At 70.7% G+C, this 14,057-nt stretch carries 14 protein-coding genes and 1 rRNA gene; 9 read left to right on the top strand and 6 right to left on the bottom strand.

Translation table 11 applies throughout. The features are described from left to right. Nucleotides 1–7: 7 nt before the first annotated feature. A complete protein-coding gene (locus ACWD1Z_RS09960) occupies nt 8–718 on the bottom strand; it encodes a phosphatase PAP2 family protein (RefSeq protein ID WP_451117182.1) in 711 nt (236 codons plus the stop codon). Nucleotides 719–867: 149 nt separating this feature from the next. Next, on the bottom strand, nt 868–1,812 hold the full coding sequence (locus tag ACWD1Z_RS09955; RefSeq protein WP_451117838.1) for a C40 family peptidase: 945 nt from the start codon (nt 1,810–1,812) through the stop codon (nt 868–870). Between the two features lie 253 nt (nt 1,813–2,065). Between ACWD1Z_RS09955 and ACWD1Z_RS09950 the strand changes: the two genes are divergently transcribed. Then, nucleotides 2,066–2,419 carry a DUF1330 domain-containing protein gene (locus ACWD1Z_RS09950; protein ID WP_451117180.1) on the top strand — a complete coding sequence of 118 codons (354 nt, stop codon included), beginning with the start codon at nt 2,066–2,068 and terminating at the stop codon, nt 2,417–2,419. On the opposite strand, the gene ACWD1Z_RS09945 is transcribed toward ACWD1Z_RS09950, so the two are convergent. Together ACWD1Z_RS09945 and ACWD1Z_RS09940 are read right to left on the bottom strand one after the other, a co-directional pair. Continuing rightward, complete coding sequence (locus ACWD1Z_RS09945) at nt 2,416–3,174, bottom strand: PIG-L deacetylase family protein (RefSeq protein ID WP_451117179.1); 759 nt, start codon at nt 3,172–3,174, stop codon at nt 2,416–2,418. The genes ACWD1Z_RS09950 and ACWD1Z_RS09945 overlap by 4 nt on opposite strands. Before the next feature lie 22 nt (nt 3,175–3,196). Beyond that, nucleotides 3,197–4,102: an oxidoreductase gene (locus tag ACWD1Z_RS09940; RefSeq protein ID WP_451117177.1), complete on the bottom strand. Its 906-nt coding sequence runs from the start codon at nt 4,100–4,102 to the stop codon at nt 3,197–3,199. A gap of 98 nt (nt 4,103–4,200) precedes the next feature. On the opposite strand from ACWD1Z_RS09940, the gene ACWD1Z_RS09935 reads away from it, so the two are divergent. The 8 genes from ACWD1Z_RS09935 to ACWD1Z_RS09900 all read left to right on the top strand — a co-directional run bounded on the left by ACWD1Z_RS09935 (nt 4,201) and on the right by ACWD1Z_RS09900 (nt 13,345). Continuing rightward, a complete protein-coding gene (locus ACWD1Z_RS09935; protein WP_451117176.1) occupies nt 4,201–4,794 on the top strand; it encodes a TetR/AcrR family transcriptional regulator in 594 nt (197 codons plus the stop codon). A gap of 84 nt (nt 4,795–4,878) precedes the next feature. Further along, a complete protein-coding gene (locus ACWD1Z_RS09930) occupies nt 4,879–5,943 on the top strand; it encodes a hypothetical protein (protein ID WP_451117174.1) in 1,065 nt (354 codons plus the stop codon). 353 nt (nt 5,944–6,296) lie between these two features. Beyond that, nucleotides 6,297–6,605, top strand: coding sequence for a hypothetical protein (locus ACWD1Z_RS09925; RefSeq protein WP_019526682.1), 309 nt, complete (start codon nt 6,297–6,299; stop codon nt 6,603–6,605). A 166-nt stretch (nt 6,606–6,771) separates the two neighbouring features. After that, a complete protein-coding gene (locus tag ACWD1Z_RS09920) occupies nt 6,772–7,581 on the top strand; it encodes a hypothetical protein (RefSeq protein WP_451117172.1) in 810 nt (269 codons plus the stop codon). Beyond that, the gene (locus tag ACWD1Z_RS09915) at nt 7,571–8,896 is read left to right on the top strand and encodes a hypothetical protein (RefSeq protein WP_451117170.1); all 1,326 of its coding nucleotides are present in this window, start codon (nt 7,571–7,573) and stop codon (nt 8,894–8,896) included. Before ACWD1Z_RS09920 ends, ACWD1Z_RS09915 begins: the two co-directional genes overlap by 11 nt. Beyond that, entirely contained in the window at nt 8,893–10,452 is a 1,560-nt protein-coding gene (locus tag ACWD1Z_RS09910; RefSeq protein WP_451117168.1) for an SCO6880 family protein, read from the top strand. Before ACWD1Z_RS09915 ends, ACWD1Z_RS09910 begins: the two co-directional genes overlap by 4 nt. A gap of 6 nt (nt 10,453–10,458) precedes the next feature. Then, on the top strand, nt 10,459–11,868 hold the full coding sequence (locus tag ACWD1Z_RS09905) for an ATP-binding protein (RefSeq protein ID WP_451117166.1): 1,410 nt from the start codon (nt 10,459–10,461) through the stop codon (nt 11,866–11,868). 13 nt (nt 11,869–11,881) lie between these two features. Further along, a complete protein-coding gene (locus tag ACWD1Z_RS09900) occupies nt 11,882–13,345 on the top strand; it encodes a type IV secretory system conjugative DNA transfer family protein (protein WP_451117164.1) in 1,464 nt (487 codons plus the stop codon). Nucleotides 13,346–13,347: 2 nt separating this feature from the next. Here the strand turns inward: ACWD1Z_RS09900 and ACWD1Z_RS09895 are convergent, their stop codons facing one another. After that, complete coding sequence (locus ACWD1Z_RS09895; RefSeq protein ID WP_451117163.1) at nt 13,348–13,893, bottom strand: GNAT family N-acetyltransferase; 546 nt, start codon at nt 13,891–13,893, stop codon at nt 13,348–13,350. 71 nt (nt 13,894–13,964) lie between these two features. Continuing rightward, nucleotides 13,965–14,057, bottom strand: a 5S ribosomal RNA gene (gene rrf, locus ACWD1Z_RS09890); the annotation flags it as partial.

Here is a 14,057-nt window from a genome sequence, read left to right as displayed (position 1 = left end):
GGCGGCCTCAGGCGGCCAGGTCCCGCTCCGCGGCGTCGGCGCTCTCCGCGCGCGCCCCGGGGACGAGGGCGTCCCGTCCGTCGTACGAGGGCTCCTTGCGGGAGCGGATCAGCCATCCGGCCCGGGGCGACCGCTCGATCGCCTTCGTCAGCGGGGTCAGCAGTGCCGCGGCGACCGGGGACAGCAGCAGCGTCACGGCCGTACCGAGCGCGAACCCGCCGATGACGTCGGTCGGGTAGTGCACGCCCATGTAGACCCGGCAGAAGCCTTCGAGCAGTGCGAGGCCGATGCCGAACAGCCCGAACCTGCGGTGGGCGATGAAGAGCCCGACCCCCATGGCCATGGTGATCGTCGCGTGGTCGCTGACGAAGGAGAAGTCGGTCTTGCCGGAGACCAGGACGTCCAGGCCCTGGTGGTCGAGGAAGGGCCTCGGCCGTTCCACGAAGCCCCGTATCGGGACGTTCACCAGCACCGCGAGCCCGGCCGCGAGCGGCGCCCACACCAGCGCGGCGACGGACGGGGCGGCGTCCTCCCCGCCCCGCCTGCGCACCGACCACCAGCACCACAGCACCAGCAGCACCATGGCGATGAGCAGCCCGTACTCACCGACGTACGCCATCACGCCGTCGAACCACTGCGGTGCGTCCTTGGCCAGGCCATTGATGTCATAGAGCAGGTCGACGTCGGGGTTCGACCCGGATGCTGCGAGTCCAGCCATGGTGCTGCGGCCCCTTCGTCGTGTCTCCCGCTACGTCATCAGGAACGCACGGCTCCTGTTGATACGTTCCACGCTCCACTGAATGATCACTCAGACGTTATCGAAGAGAGACACATCGCCGCAGCTCAGGGGGTGGGTTCACGCTGCGCTCACACCTCGGTGGGGAGCGCTTTCGCGCCATCCTCGGTGACCCGGGTGGCTCCGAAGTAGTCAGGGGTGTCGATCGGGTCGAACCGGATCACAGCACCTGTTCTCGGGGCATCGATCATGTACCCGCCACCGACATAAATCCCCACATGGCGGATGGCCCGCGAGTTGGTGAGGTCGTCGGAGAAGAACACGAGGTCCCCGGGGAGCAGCTCGTCCCTGGCCGGATGCGGTCCCGCGTTGTACTGGTCGTTGGCCACACGCGGCAGCGAGATCCCGACACTTTCGTACGCGGCCTTGGTCAGTCCGGAACAGTCGAACCGGCCGCCGTCCTCCGCGGTGCCGTCCCCGCCCCACAGATAGAGCGTCCCGAGTTGCTTCTGCGCGTAGGAGATGGCCCCTGCGGCCTGCTTCGAGGGGTCGACCCGCCCGACGGGCGCGGCGAAGCTGTCCTGGAGGGTCGTGATGGTCTTCACGTAGTTCTGGGTCTCCCGGTACGGCGGCACGCCCCCGTACTTGATGACCGCGTACGCCCCGGCGTTGTAGGCGGCGAGCATGTTCTTCGTCGCGTCGCCCGGCACGTCCTTGACGTAGGAGGCGAGTTCGCAGTCGTACGACGCGGCCGACGGGATCGCGTCCTGCGGGTCCCAGACGTCCCGGTCGCCGTCGCCGTCGCCGTCGATGCCGTGCGTGGCCCAGGTCCCGGGGATGAACTGCGCTATGCCCTGCGCGGCAGCCGGGCTCTGCGCCTTCGGGTTGAAGCCGCTCTCCTGGTAGAGCTGGGCGGCGAGCAGCGCCGGGTTGATGGCTGGGCAGAGGTTGCCCCACTTCTGCACGAGCGCCTGGTAGGCGGCGGGCACCGCCCCCTTGGCGAGCGCCTTGGCCCCGCCGCCGATGCCGTTGGCGAGGTTCCCGGCGACGACGTACACCCCGACGACGAGCAGCATCACGAAGCTGAGCCCCGCCGCGAGAGCGGCACCCGCCACGATCCATGCCTTACGCACCGTCAACCGCCCCTCGCCCGCCGGGAGTCCGCCCGCGTCAGTCTAGGAGCTTCCCACGGGAATTCCGGCGCAACCAGGGCCCGTCCGGGCAGCCGGCCCCGAAGCATTACCCGAGAGGTCATCGACCCGGGTCATGCCCCGCTGACACGATCGTGGACGTAAGGAGCCCGACCGCCCGAACGGAAGGACGCCCGACATGACCGCGTACGCCATCGCCCATCTCCGGAAGATCACCCCGCACCCGGAGATCGCCGAGTACATCGAGCGCATCAGCGCCACCTTCGAGCCGTACGGCGGCCGCTTCCTCGTCCACGGGCGGCGGCACGAGACGATGGAGGGCGACTGGGCCGGGGACGTGGTGATGATCGGCTTCCCGTCGATCGCCGAGGCCCGCCAGTGGTGGGACTCGCCCGCCTACCAGGAGATCGCCCCCTTGCGCGCCCGGCACATCGAGGGCGACATCATCCTGGTCGAGGGCGTGGCGGAGGACTACGACCCGGCCACCACCGCGAAGGCCCTGCGGGACTCCCTGCCTTCCCAGCCTTCCTAGGCGCGCAGTGCGCTCTCGCCGGTTCGCGCGCCGGTCATGAGTTCATGGCGGATGAACCACTCCGTGCCGAGGATTCCCTCACGTACCTGTGCCGGGAGCGCGGCGAGCAGGCCCGGCGCGGCCCCGCGCTCGGCCTCGCTGCGGTGGGCCCGTACGGCCGCCCACTTGCGCTGCAGCCAGGGGCGGACGTCCACGGTGGTGGTGACCCACTCGTCCGGCACCGTCCGCATGCCCTTGCCGGCCTCGGCGAAGTCGCCCAGCACCCGGACCGCCGAGTGCGGGTGGGTGGCCAGATACAGCGCCCGCGGCCGCCAGGGGGCGCCGGCCTCCGGGTACAGCCGCTCAAGCCCCGCCGCCTGCACGGCCAGCATGGTCAGGCGGTGGGTGTGCACATGGTCCTCGTGGCCGGTGATGCCGCCGTACGCGTCGTGGGTGACGACGATGTCCGGGCAGAACTCCCGCAGGTGGGCGACGAGTCGTCCGACCGCCTCGTCCAGCGGCGCGTCGCACAGCCGGGGGCTGCCGGGGGCCGACTCGGGCACGCGGGAGTCGGCGTAGCCGAGCATCCGGGGCTGCTCGGGGATGCCGAGGAGGCGCAGCGCTTCGGCGAGTTCGGCGCCCCGGTGGGTGTGCTCGGCCCAGGTCGCCGTCACCACCGCCGTAGGAGAGCCCTCCGCGGCATTGCGGGCCAGCACTCCGCCCGCGGACAGCGACTCGTCGTCCGGGTGCCCGAACACGGCGAGCAGACTCGGCATCGATCGGCCACCTCCACGGGGCTCAGGCCACCTGCAGTTCCAACGGACACACCACACCCGTGAGTTCCTCTGAGACCGTCCACAGTCGCCGGGCCGTGGCCGGATCGCTCGCCGCCCGGGACCGGCTCACCAGGGTGGGGCCGCCGCGCCACTCGCCCCGGCCGTCGGGGCCGACGTAGGAGGCGCCGGGCAGGTCCTGGGTGGCGGCGTACAGGGTCGGCAGGGCGCCCGCCCGGTCGCTCTGGGCCACGTACCTGTTGGAGAACCGCATCGCCAGCCGGGCCACCCGGCTCGCGGCGTGGCTCTGGAGGTTGGTGGCCGAGTACCCGGGGTGGGCCGCCAGGGCGCGGACCCGGGAGCCGGACTCGGTCAGCCGGCGCTGGAGTTCCAGCGTGAACAGCAGGTTCGCCAGCTTGGACTGCCCGTAGGCGCCCCGCGGGCCGTAGGCCGCGTCGCTGTTCAGGTCGTCGAAGTGAATCGCCTCGTCGCCCCAGCGGTGGGCGGAGGAGGAGACGGTGACGACGCGGTCGGTGACGTACGGCAGGAGCAGGTTCGTCAGGGCGAAGTGCCCGAGATGGTTGGTGCCGAACTGCATCTCGAAGCCGTCCTTGGTCCGCTGCCGCGGGATCATCATCACGCCCGCGTTGTTGATCAGCACCTGCAGCGGGCCCTCCCACCCCGCGGCGAACTCCCGCACGGACGCCAGGTCGGCCAGGTCGAGCCGCCGCACCTCGGTGCTGCCGGACACGGCCGCGGCGGCGGCCCGGCCGCGCTCAAGGTCCCGCACGGCGAGGACGACATGCGCGCCCGCCCCGGCCAGCGCCTGGGCGGCGGTGAGACCGATGCCGCTGTTGGCACCGGTGACGACGGCCGTACGGCCGTTGAGATCGGGCAGGTCGGTCACGTTCCACTGCTGCGTCTGGGTCATACCCCCGAATGTAGGCGCCGACAACAATGCTGTCAATGACAACAATGCTGACGCCGACAACAAAGCTGACGATGACAACATCCGGCTACGATGGCCCCATGCCCGAAAGCCGCCCCTACCACCACGGAGACCTGCGCTCCACCCTGCTCGCCGGTGCCGAGCGCACCCTGCGGACGAAAGGCGTCACCGCGCTCTCCCTGCGCGAACTGGCCCGCGAGGCCGGCGTCAGCCACGCCGCGCCCGGCCGCCACTTCAAGGACAAGCAGGCCCTGCTCAACGCGCTCGCGCTCGCCGGTTACGACCGCCTGGAGCAGACCCTCCGGGCCGCCGACGACCCCGCCCTCCCCCTCGAACCCCGGATCACCTCCCTGGCCCGCGCCTATCTCCGCTTCGCCCTGGACAACGCCGAGCTGCTGGAACTGATGTACGCCCGCAAGCACGACCCCGACGCCTACGAGCAGATGGCGTCGGCGATCGACCGCACGGTCGGCACCCTGGAGCGGGTTCTGGCCGACGCCCAGCGGCGCGGCGAGATCGTCGAGGGCGATCCCGCCCAGCTCACCCTCATCGCCGGCGCCAGCCTGCACGGACTCGCCGCCTTCGCCGCCGGCGGCATGCTCGCGCCCGAGGAGGCCCTGGCCGGCCTGGAGGACCTCGTCCACACCCTCCTGCACGGCCTCAAGCCCCGCTGACGGCATCCCCGGGACCGCCGCCGGGAACCGAACGCACCCGGCCGACAGTCACTCCCCGTAGGGGATCGAGGGACGGGGGACGGCATGAACCAGGTGCGCTACGGCGAGCAGTCATGGAATCCGCTGGCACGGACCGTGGCACTGACCGAGGAGGCGCTGCGCAGGGGCGGCCGGACCACCCCGCTCGGCGAGCTGAACCTCGCCGCCATGGCCGACGCCTACCGGCGCGGGTACTGGCTCGGCGGCGGCGGGACGGAACGCCCGCTGAACCGGCTGCCGGAAGGCCCCGGGACCGTCCCGGTCACCCGGCTCACCGGCACCTGCACCCCGCTGAAGCTCCGTCAGGCCGCCCCATTCGCACGCGAGCTGGGCGAGCTGGCGGTACGGCGGTGCGGCGGGCCCGGGCAGGTGGCGGCGCTGGCGGACCGGGCCCGGTCCGAGGGCGTACCCCTGTGGATCGCGCGCCGGTACGCGCCGGGGCCGGCCGGACCGGTCACCGTCACCGTGGACCGGAAGCTGGTGCGCGTGGACGTATGGGGACCGCACGCGCCCGTCGTACGCGTCCGGGCCCCCAACGGCTTCAGCTCCAGGACCACCGACCCCTCCCAGGGCCTGCGCGTGACCGTCGGCACGGTCACCGCGCAGCCCCTCCTCAGCAGGAAGCTCCGCAAGTCGAAGAACTACGTGGAGCTGCGGCTGCCCGGACAGCACTGGGTGCTGCGCCGGGAGAACGCGACCAGCTCGTGGCTGCTGCGCGACGAGCGGCGCGTCGCCCTGCTGAGCCGTCCCCCGCGCAGGCAGACCCCCGATCCGCACACCGTCCTGGTGCCCCTCTCCCCGGTGCACCACGAGAGCGCCGACCCGCTGGACGCCGTCATGGCGCACGTCTTCGCCGTCACCTTCGGACTCGGGGACACGACCGGCTCGGCCCGGTTCCGCTCGGAGCGCCGCCGCAGCTACGAGGGCGAGCCGTTCGCCCCCGACGAGACCTGGGACCGCCCCTGGTTCAGCAACCTCGGCAGGGGCCGCGACGACAACGAGCCCGGCGGCAGCGACGGCTGGGGCTCGGACGGCGGCGACGGAGGAGACAGCGGAGGCGACGGCGGGAGCGGGGGCGGTGACGGCGGCGGGGGCGGCGGGGGCGACTAGGTCCCACCGGCTCACCGCGGACCGCCGCACGATCGGAAGATAGCCTTCACCCGGGGAACATCTCCCCGACCCGTCACCCGACCGGCCGTCAGAAACCGTACGAGTCGGGCGAGTAGCCGTAAGAGGGGTCAACGACGGAATCGCACAGCAGGTTCCGCTCCCACTTCGTTGCCCGGCGTGACCAGCCGTGATACACAGAGTGACGATACGACTCCTCACAAGGTATTCGTACGAAACCCGCCAATCAATGACGCCAAGTCGACATACGACGGCGTCATCGTCAGCGAGAATGAGGCCTGACCTCTGCGCCCACGCAGGGGATACGGAACTACCCACCAGGGGCGGTGACTTACATGCTCTTTGCGGCCGACGAGGGAGACATCAACACCATCATCGGGGGGATCGCTCCGGACTGGGGCCCCTTCGGCAGCCTGGGCAACGAAGCCAAGGTGATGATCGAGGTGGTGATGGCAGTGGCCATCCTGCTGTGCCTCGGCATCGCCATCTGGGGGGCGGCCAAACAGCGCATCGGCGCCACTGCCCTCCGGGACACCTTCAGCGCCGAGCAGGGCAAGGGCCTCATCATCGCGGGCCTGACGGGAGTCTTCATCATCGGCTCCCTCGGCACGCTCTTCACCATCGTGTACGGCATGGCCGTGTAGCAACGATCACCCCTCCCCTCCCACCCCCCGTCGTGCCCACCGGCTGAGGTTGCGTTTCCCTGATGTCGAGTCACCACACCGCGCCCGCGCGGGAACCAGCACGGCTACCGTCGTACTCCAACGGCTTCCACGGCTTTGGGTACGACGGTGAGGGGGCGTACGCGGCATGAGTCTCGGAGACGAGCGGGAGGCCTCCGGCGGTTACGGAGGCACGGGCCAGACCCGCACACGGCTGCCCGAGGGCGGCGGCGACACGTACGGCACCCCACGACGAGCCGGCCGCTCGTCGCCCCGGAGCCTGGTCACGGTGGTCGGCGTCGCAGTCCTCCTCATCGCGGCAATCGCCTTCGCGAACCGCGGAGGAGACGATTCATCACCCAACCCGAACCCCGAGAACAAACCCCAGGCAGCGGCTACGGCGGCTAGCGGGGAGCGGCCGGTGGAAGCGGGCTTCGCGCAGGATGAGCAGGGGGCGCAGAGTGCGGCGGCCAATTATGCGGTGACGCTGGTGTCGGCCGACATGCTCAAGCCGGCCCGGCGCTCCGAGATCGTGCGGCAGGTTTTCGTCACTGACAAGCAGGCGGAGCTGGAGGACAAGTTCAACGCCGCCTACTCCACGGAGTTCCTGAGCAATCTCGGCCTCGACGAGAACGGCAACTCCACGGGGGGCAACACGTACGTCTCCCGCACGATGCCGATCGGCACCAAGGTCACGAGCTACTCGGACACCGCCGCGGCCGTCGAGGTCTGGTGCACCGGCGTGTTCGGCACGGCAGGTGAGGGCTCCACCGACCCGGTCAGCAGCGACTGGTTCACCATGACCCTTCAGCTGCGCTGGGCGGACAGCGACTGGAAGGTCGACAGCTTCGCCCAGAAGGACGGGCCCGCGCCGGTCCCCGGTGACAACAAGGCGTCCAGCGCCGACGAGATGGCCAAGGCCGTCGAGGAGTACGGAGGCTTCACGTATGCCCGGTAGCCCGCACCGCGTACTGAAGGTCGCCGCCGCTCTCACCGCCGTACAGGCAGCGGCTGTGCTGATGGCCACGCGCGCCGTGGCCGCACCCACACCGTCCCCGACCCCGTCGGACGACAACTGTGACCTCATCGTCGGCCCCGCCAAGGACTACTGCGAAAGCGACAACGGCTCGGGCCGCTCCGGCGGATCCTCCACCCTCGACCCCACCACCACCCTCGACCCCCTCTCCTCCCTCGCCAAGGGCTGCGCCGACGCCGCCGCCTGGACCGTCGGCAAGCTCAGCGAGGCCGTCAAGGACACCGCGACCGTCGACTTCACGAACCCCAAGTTCCTCCAGCAGTACGCGGTCGTGTTCGCGGCGTCGACCATCCTCACCCTGCTGCTGTGGCTGCTGGCGGTCGCCAAGCGCGCCGTGCGCGGCGTACCCGTGACCACCGCCATCAGCGAAGCGATCGGCTTCCTCTGGCTCACCGTCCTCGCGTCCGCCTTCACCCCCCTGATCCTCTACACCGTCGTCTCCGCCACCGACGGCATCTCCGAGGTCCTCGCGAAGACCACCGGCGACCAGACCGACACCTTCTTCGGCACCTTCTCCGGCGCCCTGGAGAAGGGCGAGGACATCGGCGGCGGACCGATCATGCTGATCGTCGTCTCCCTCGTCAGCATCCTCGCCGCCGGAGTCCTCTGGCTGGAGCTCGTCATCCGCGCCGCCCTGCTGTACGTCGGCGCCCTGCTCGGCACCGTCGTCTACGCGGGCCTGGTCGACAAGAACCTGTGGGGCCACGTCCGCCGCTGGGCGGGCATCATGATCGCCGTCATCCTGGTGAAGCCGGTCATCGTGATCGTCCTCGGCCTCGCCGGAGCACTCTCCGCCGACGACGGCCCCGACGCCTTCTCCGCCGTCGTCTCCGGCCTCGCCATCATCCTGCTCGCCATCTTCGCCTCGGCGATGATCTACCGTTTCGTCCCGGGCTTCGGCGACGAGATCGCCGGCTCCCGCAGCAACCGCATCATGCAGGGCGCCGAGAGCAAGGCCGCGGCCGTCATGAGCTCCCCCGCGACCCTCGTCGCCCAGGGCATCAAGACCCACAGCACCCGGGCCGACAGCAACGGCCAGTCCGCCGGAGGCCCCCGCCCCGCCAACCAGGCGGCCGGCGGAGTCGCCGCGCACAGCTCCCGCACCGCGAACGGAGGCGGCGGATCTGTCCCCTCCGCCGCACCCGTGCCCCGCTCCGGCGGCAGCGCGTTGAACACGCCTCACGCCAGCAACACCCGCAACAGCAGTACCAACCGCACGGGAGGTGAAGGGCGTTGACGACCGAGTCCCACGTGTCCCATCCGGTCACGCCCCGCCGTACATATCTGATCGGCCGCGCCCGGCCGAACGCGATCGTCGGCCGCAATCGCGAGACCGGCGAGATCGCACTGATCATCGGCGGCGCGTTCCTCGGCATGATGTGCGGGCTCCTCGTCCCCGTCCTCTCCCTGCGCATCGTGCTCCTCATGGGCTTCCCGCTGCTGGCGCTGGCCGCGGTCTACGTGCCGTACAAGCGCCGGACGTTCTACAAGTGGTTCGAGATCAACCGCAGCTTCAAGCGCACCGTGCGCCGGGGCACCGTCTACCGCTCGGCGGTGATGGAGGCCGGCATCCGGATCGACGGGCGCGAGGTGGAGATCGGCCCGCCGCCCGGCATCGGCCGGATCACCTGGCTCGCCGCCCCCTTCGGACCCGACGAGATCGCCGTACTGCTGCACGCGGACCGCAGAACCGTCACCGCCGCCATCGAGATCGAGGGACCGGGCGTCGGTCTGCGCGACTCCGAGGACCAGGAAGCCCTCGTCGACCGCTTCGGCACGCTCCTCAAGCACGTGGCCAACGGCGACGGCTTCGTCACCCGCATCCAGATGCTCGCCCGCACCCTCCCCGCCGACCCCGACGCCCACGCCAAGGACGTCGCCGTACGCGGGGACGACAAGGCACTGCCGTGGCTCCAGCAGTCGTACGACCAGTTGCAGTCGATGGTGTCCACCAGCAGCGAGCAGCACCGCGCCTACCTCGTCGCGTGCATGCACTACACGCGCGAACTGGCCGCCGAGGCGCACGCCATGGCCCGGGCCGCGCGACCGCAGCACGGCCGCAAGGTCGACAAGGACGCCGGGCTCGCCGTCGTCATGGCCCGTGAGCTCACCGACATCTGCTCACGGCTGCAGGAGGCCGACATCCGCGTACGGCAGCCGCTCGGTCAGGGGCGGCTGGCTTCGCTGATCCACTCCATGTACGACCCGGACCACCCGATCGACCACATCCAGGCGATGACCAAGCGCAACGCCTGGCCGGCCGAGCTCGACGCCATGGAGCCCACCTACCTCCAGGCCAAGACCCGCGAGTCCTCCACCCGCGCCCCCTGGTGCCACGCCACGGCCTGGGTGAAGGAGTGGCCGATGACCCCGGTCGGCGTGAACTTCCTCGCCCCGCTGCTGGTCCACACCCCGGACGTCATCCGCACGGTCGCCGTCACGATGGACCTCGAACCCACCGAGATCGCCATCGAGCGCATGCTGACGGAGAAGACCAACGACGAGGCGGAGGCGTCCCGCGCCGCCAAGATGAACCGGACCGTCGACCCCCGCGACATCGCCGCCCACAACCGCCTCGACCAGCGGGGAGAGGACCTGGCGAGCGGTGCGGCCGGCGTGAACCTGGTCGGCTACATCACCGTCTCCTCCCGCTCCCCCGAAGCCCTGGCCCGCGACAAGCGGACCATCCGGGCCTCGGCCGGCAAGTCGTACCTGAAGCTGGAGTGGTGCGACCGCGAGCACCACCGCGCCTTTGTGAACACGCTCCCGTTCGCCACCGGCATTCGAAGGTAGGGCCGTATGCGGGATCCGATGTCCATCCTCACCGACGCCTTCACCTCGTTCCTCTTCGGCAAGGTCGAGACGACCCGCCCGCCCGTGCGCACCTCGACCGGCCAGGCGCAGGCCGTCTACCTGCCGACCGCCGCGCCCGGCCTCGGCGACTCGGGCGTGATCATCGGCCGCGAAGTCTACTCCGGGAAGGGGTACATCTACGACCCCTTCCAGCTGTACGGCCAGCAGCTCCCGGCGCCGCACTGGCTCGTCCTCGGCGAGTCCGGCAACGGCAAGTCGGCACTGGAGAAGACGTACGTCCTGCGCCAGCTGCGCTTCCGCGACCGACAGGTCGTCGTGCTGGACGCGCAGGGCGAGGACGGCGCCGGCGAATGGAACCTCATCGCGCAGGAGCTGGGGATAACTCCCATCCGGCTGGACCCGATGGCGGCGCTCGACCAGGGCATCCGCCTCAACCCGCTCGACCCGGCGATCACGACGACCGGGCAGCTCGCGCTGCTGCGGACCATCATCGAGGTCGCGATGGGCCACGGCCTCGACGAGCGCTCCGGCTTCGCGCTCAAGGTCGCCCACGCCTACGTCAACGAGACCATCGTGGAACGCCAGCCGGTCCTGACCGACATCGTCGAGCAGCTACGGCACCCCGAGCCGGAGTCGGCCGAGGCGATGAACGTCGACATAGACGATGTACGGGCCTGGGGACTCGATGTCGCCCTGGTACTGGACCGCCTGGTCGACGGTGACCTGCGCGGCATGTTCGACGGCCCGACGACGGTCGGCATCGACCTGGACGCCCCGCTGATCGTCTTCGACCTGTCCCACATCGACCGCAACTCCATCGCGATGCCGATCCTCATGGCGATCGTCGGGGTCTGGCTGGAGCACACCTGGATCCGCCCCGACCGGAAGAAGCGCATCTTCCTGGTCGAGGAGGCCTGGCACATCATCAACAGCCCCTTCGTGGCCCAGCTGTTCCAGCGGCTGCTGAAGTTCGGCCGACGGCTGGGGCTGTCCTTCGTGGCGGTCGTCCACCACTTGTCCGACGTCGTGGACGGGGCGGCGGCCAAGGAGGCAGCGGCCATCCTGAAGATGGCGTCGACCAGGACGATCTACGCCCAGAAGGCGGACGAGGCGAGGGCCACCGGCCGGGTGCTCGGGCTGCCCAGATGGGCGGTGGAGATCATCCCCAGCCTCACCCCGGGTATCGCCGTCTGGGACGTCAACGGCAATGTCCAGGTGGTCAAACACCTGGTCACGGAGACCGAACGGCCGCTGGTCTTCACCGACCGCGCGATGACCGAATCGTCCGCCGACCACTTGCACGAAGACGCCCTGCGCGCCGCCGAGCTGGAGGCGGAGGAGCGGGCGGCGGCCTTCGTGGAACAACACCTCGGCGACGAGTCGACGGTGGCGTAAAGGGGGCGACGGCGTGCGCGCAGACGACCGGCGGCAGGAGACAGCGGGCGGCATCCCCGACGGGCTGGTGCTCGGCCTCCTGGCGTTCCTGCTCGGCCTGACCACGATGGTGTGGACGGCGACCGGTCTGGCCGGTCTGCTCGCCCACGGCGCCTGGCCGACCGGCGTCACCTTCGCCCGCACCCCGCTCGCCCTGCGCTACCTCTTCGGCGCCCCGCAGGACATCACCGGCGCCTGGCCGGAGACACCGGAGGCGGAGCTCTCCGGGTACGGGCTGTTCTGGGGGCTGTTCATCGGCCAGCTGATGGTGCTGATCGTGCTCACCGTGTTCGTGATGGGGACGGTGACCCGGTGGCGTGCGGTCAGGGCACGGCGGCGGGAGGAACGGCCGGCCCCGCCCGAGCCGGAGCCGATCCCGGAACCGACCCCGGAACCGGTGCCCCGGCCGATTCCGGCGCCGGTCCAGCACGAGGTACCCGCACCGAGACCCGAGCCGGTCCAGCAGCCCGCCGCTCCCGCTGCCGCACCCACACCCCCGACGCCGCTACCGGCCTGGGAGAGGGTCTTCGTGGCCCCTCGGGAGACCCGGCACACCACCGCGACCCAGGCCGTACGCGACGCGGAGGGCCCGGCGCTGGTCATCACCTCCAACCCGGCCGTCTGGCAGGACACCAAGGACGCCCGCGCCAAACTGGGCCCGGTCCACCTCTACGACCCCGCCCACCTCTGCGACACGCCGTCCCGCCTCCACTGGTCGCCGACGACGGGCTGCGAGGACAAGCGGACGGCGGCGGCAAGAGCGGCCGCGCTGCTCGCCCCGGTCCGACCCACCGCGAAGATCGACCAGGCCGTGGCGGACACCGCCGAAACCCTCTTGCGCAGCGCCCTGCACGCCGCCGCCATAGACGGCCGTACGATCCGGCACGTGCACCGCTGGTCCCAGGGCACCCACCTCCAGGACGCGGTCCGCATCCTCCGCACCAGCCCGAAGGCCGCCCCCGGCGCCGCCGGTGAACTGGAAGCCGCCCTGACCGCGCACCCCGAACGCCGGGACATGGCCCAGCAGCTGACCACGCGGGCGCTGTCCGCCCTGTTCACGGTGAACATCCGCGAGGCGTGCACCCCGAACCGAACTGATGCGCTCGCATTGGATTCCTTCGTGAACGAGGGGGGCACGCTTTATGTGGTGGGTGAATCCATCGAGGATCCCCGCACGAACCCGGGCGCGATGCCACTGCTGACCGCCCTGGCCTCCAGCGTGGTCGAGCGCGGCCGGCACATGGCCGAACGGTCATCCTCCGGTCGCCTCGACCCACCACTAACGCTCGTCCTGGACGACGTCGCGGCCGTCGCCCCGCTGCCCCAGCTCCCCGAGCTGCTGGCCACCGGCGCGGACCGGGGCCTGCCGACCCTGGCCCTCCTGCGGTCCCGGGAACAGGCCCGCGCCCGCTGGCCGCACGACGAACTGCCGGTGTAGCCCTACTCCGGCTCGATCGCGAACTCCAGCTCGATCGCGCCCGGCGTCTGCGGCAGCGGCACGGTGACCCCGGTCGGCTCGAACCCCACCTTCCGGTACAGCCGCTGCGCCCGGCCGTTGTCCTCGTGCACGATGAGCCGCACCCGCTCGGCGCCCTGCGCCCACGCCCACTCCAGGCCGGCGTCGAAGAGCACCTCGGTGAGCCCGATGCCCCGGTGCTCGGGCTGTACGAAGACTCCGACGAGATGCCCCTGCTTCCGCTCGACGGGGAACCCGGCCCAGTCGGTCGTCCCGGCCTCCTCGATCAGCACGGTCAGCGTCCCGACCCACTCCCCGTCCGGCCCCTCGGCGATGATCTGCTGCGCGCCGGACGCCCCTTCGGCGCTTCCCGCGGCACGTTCCCGCCAGAACGAGTCGGGATGGGCTGCGGCCGCCTCGTAGGTCTCCAGGAAGGCGAGATGCGCCACGGGGTCCTGAAGGGCGGCAAGCCGCAGAGCCTTGGCCCGCGGCCACTCGTCGGCGTGTATGGAACGGACCTTGTAGTTCATGCCGAACACCGTAGCCGAAACGCAGAAAACCCCCGTACCGAATAAACGGTACGGGGGTTCTCTCACAATTTGTTCGGCGGCGTCCTACTCTCCCACAGGGTCCCCCCTGCAGTACCATCGGCGCTGTAAGGCTTAGCTTCCGGGTTCGGAATGTAACCGGGCGT

The sequence above is a fragment of the Streptomyces sp. NPDC002784 genome (assembly GCF_053592135.1).
The sequence above is the reverse complement of the archived record's forward strand: the minus strand, read 5'-3'. Positions and strand labels throughout refer to the sequence as shown.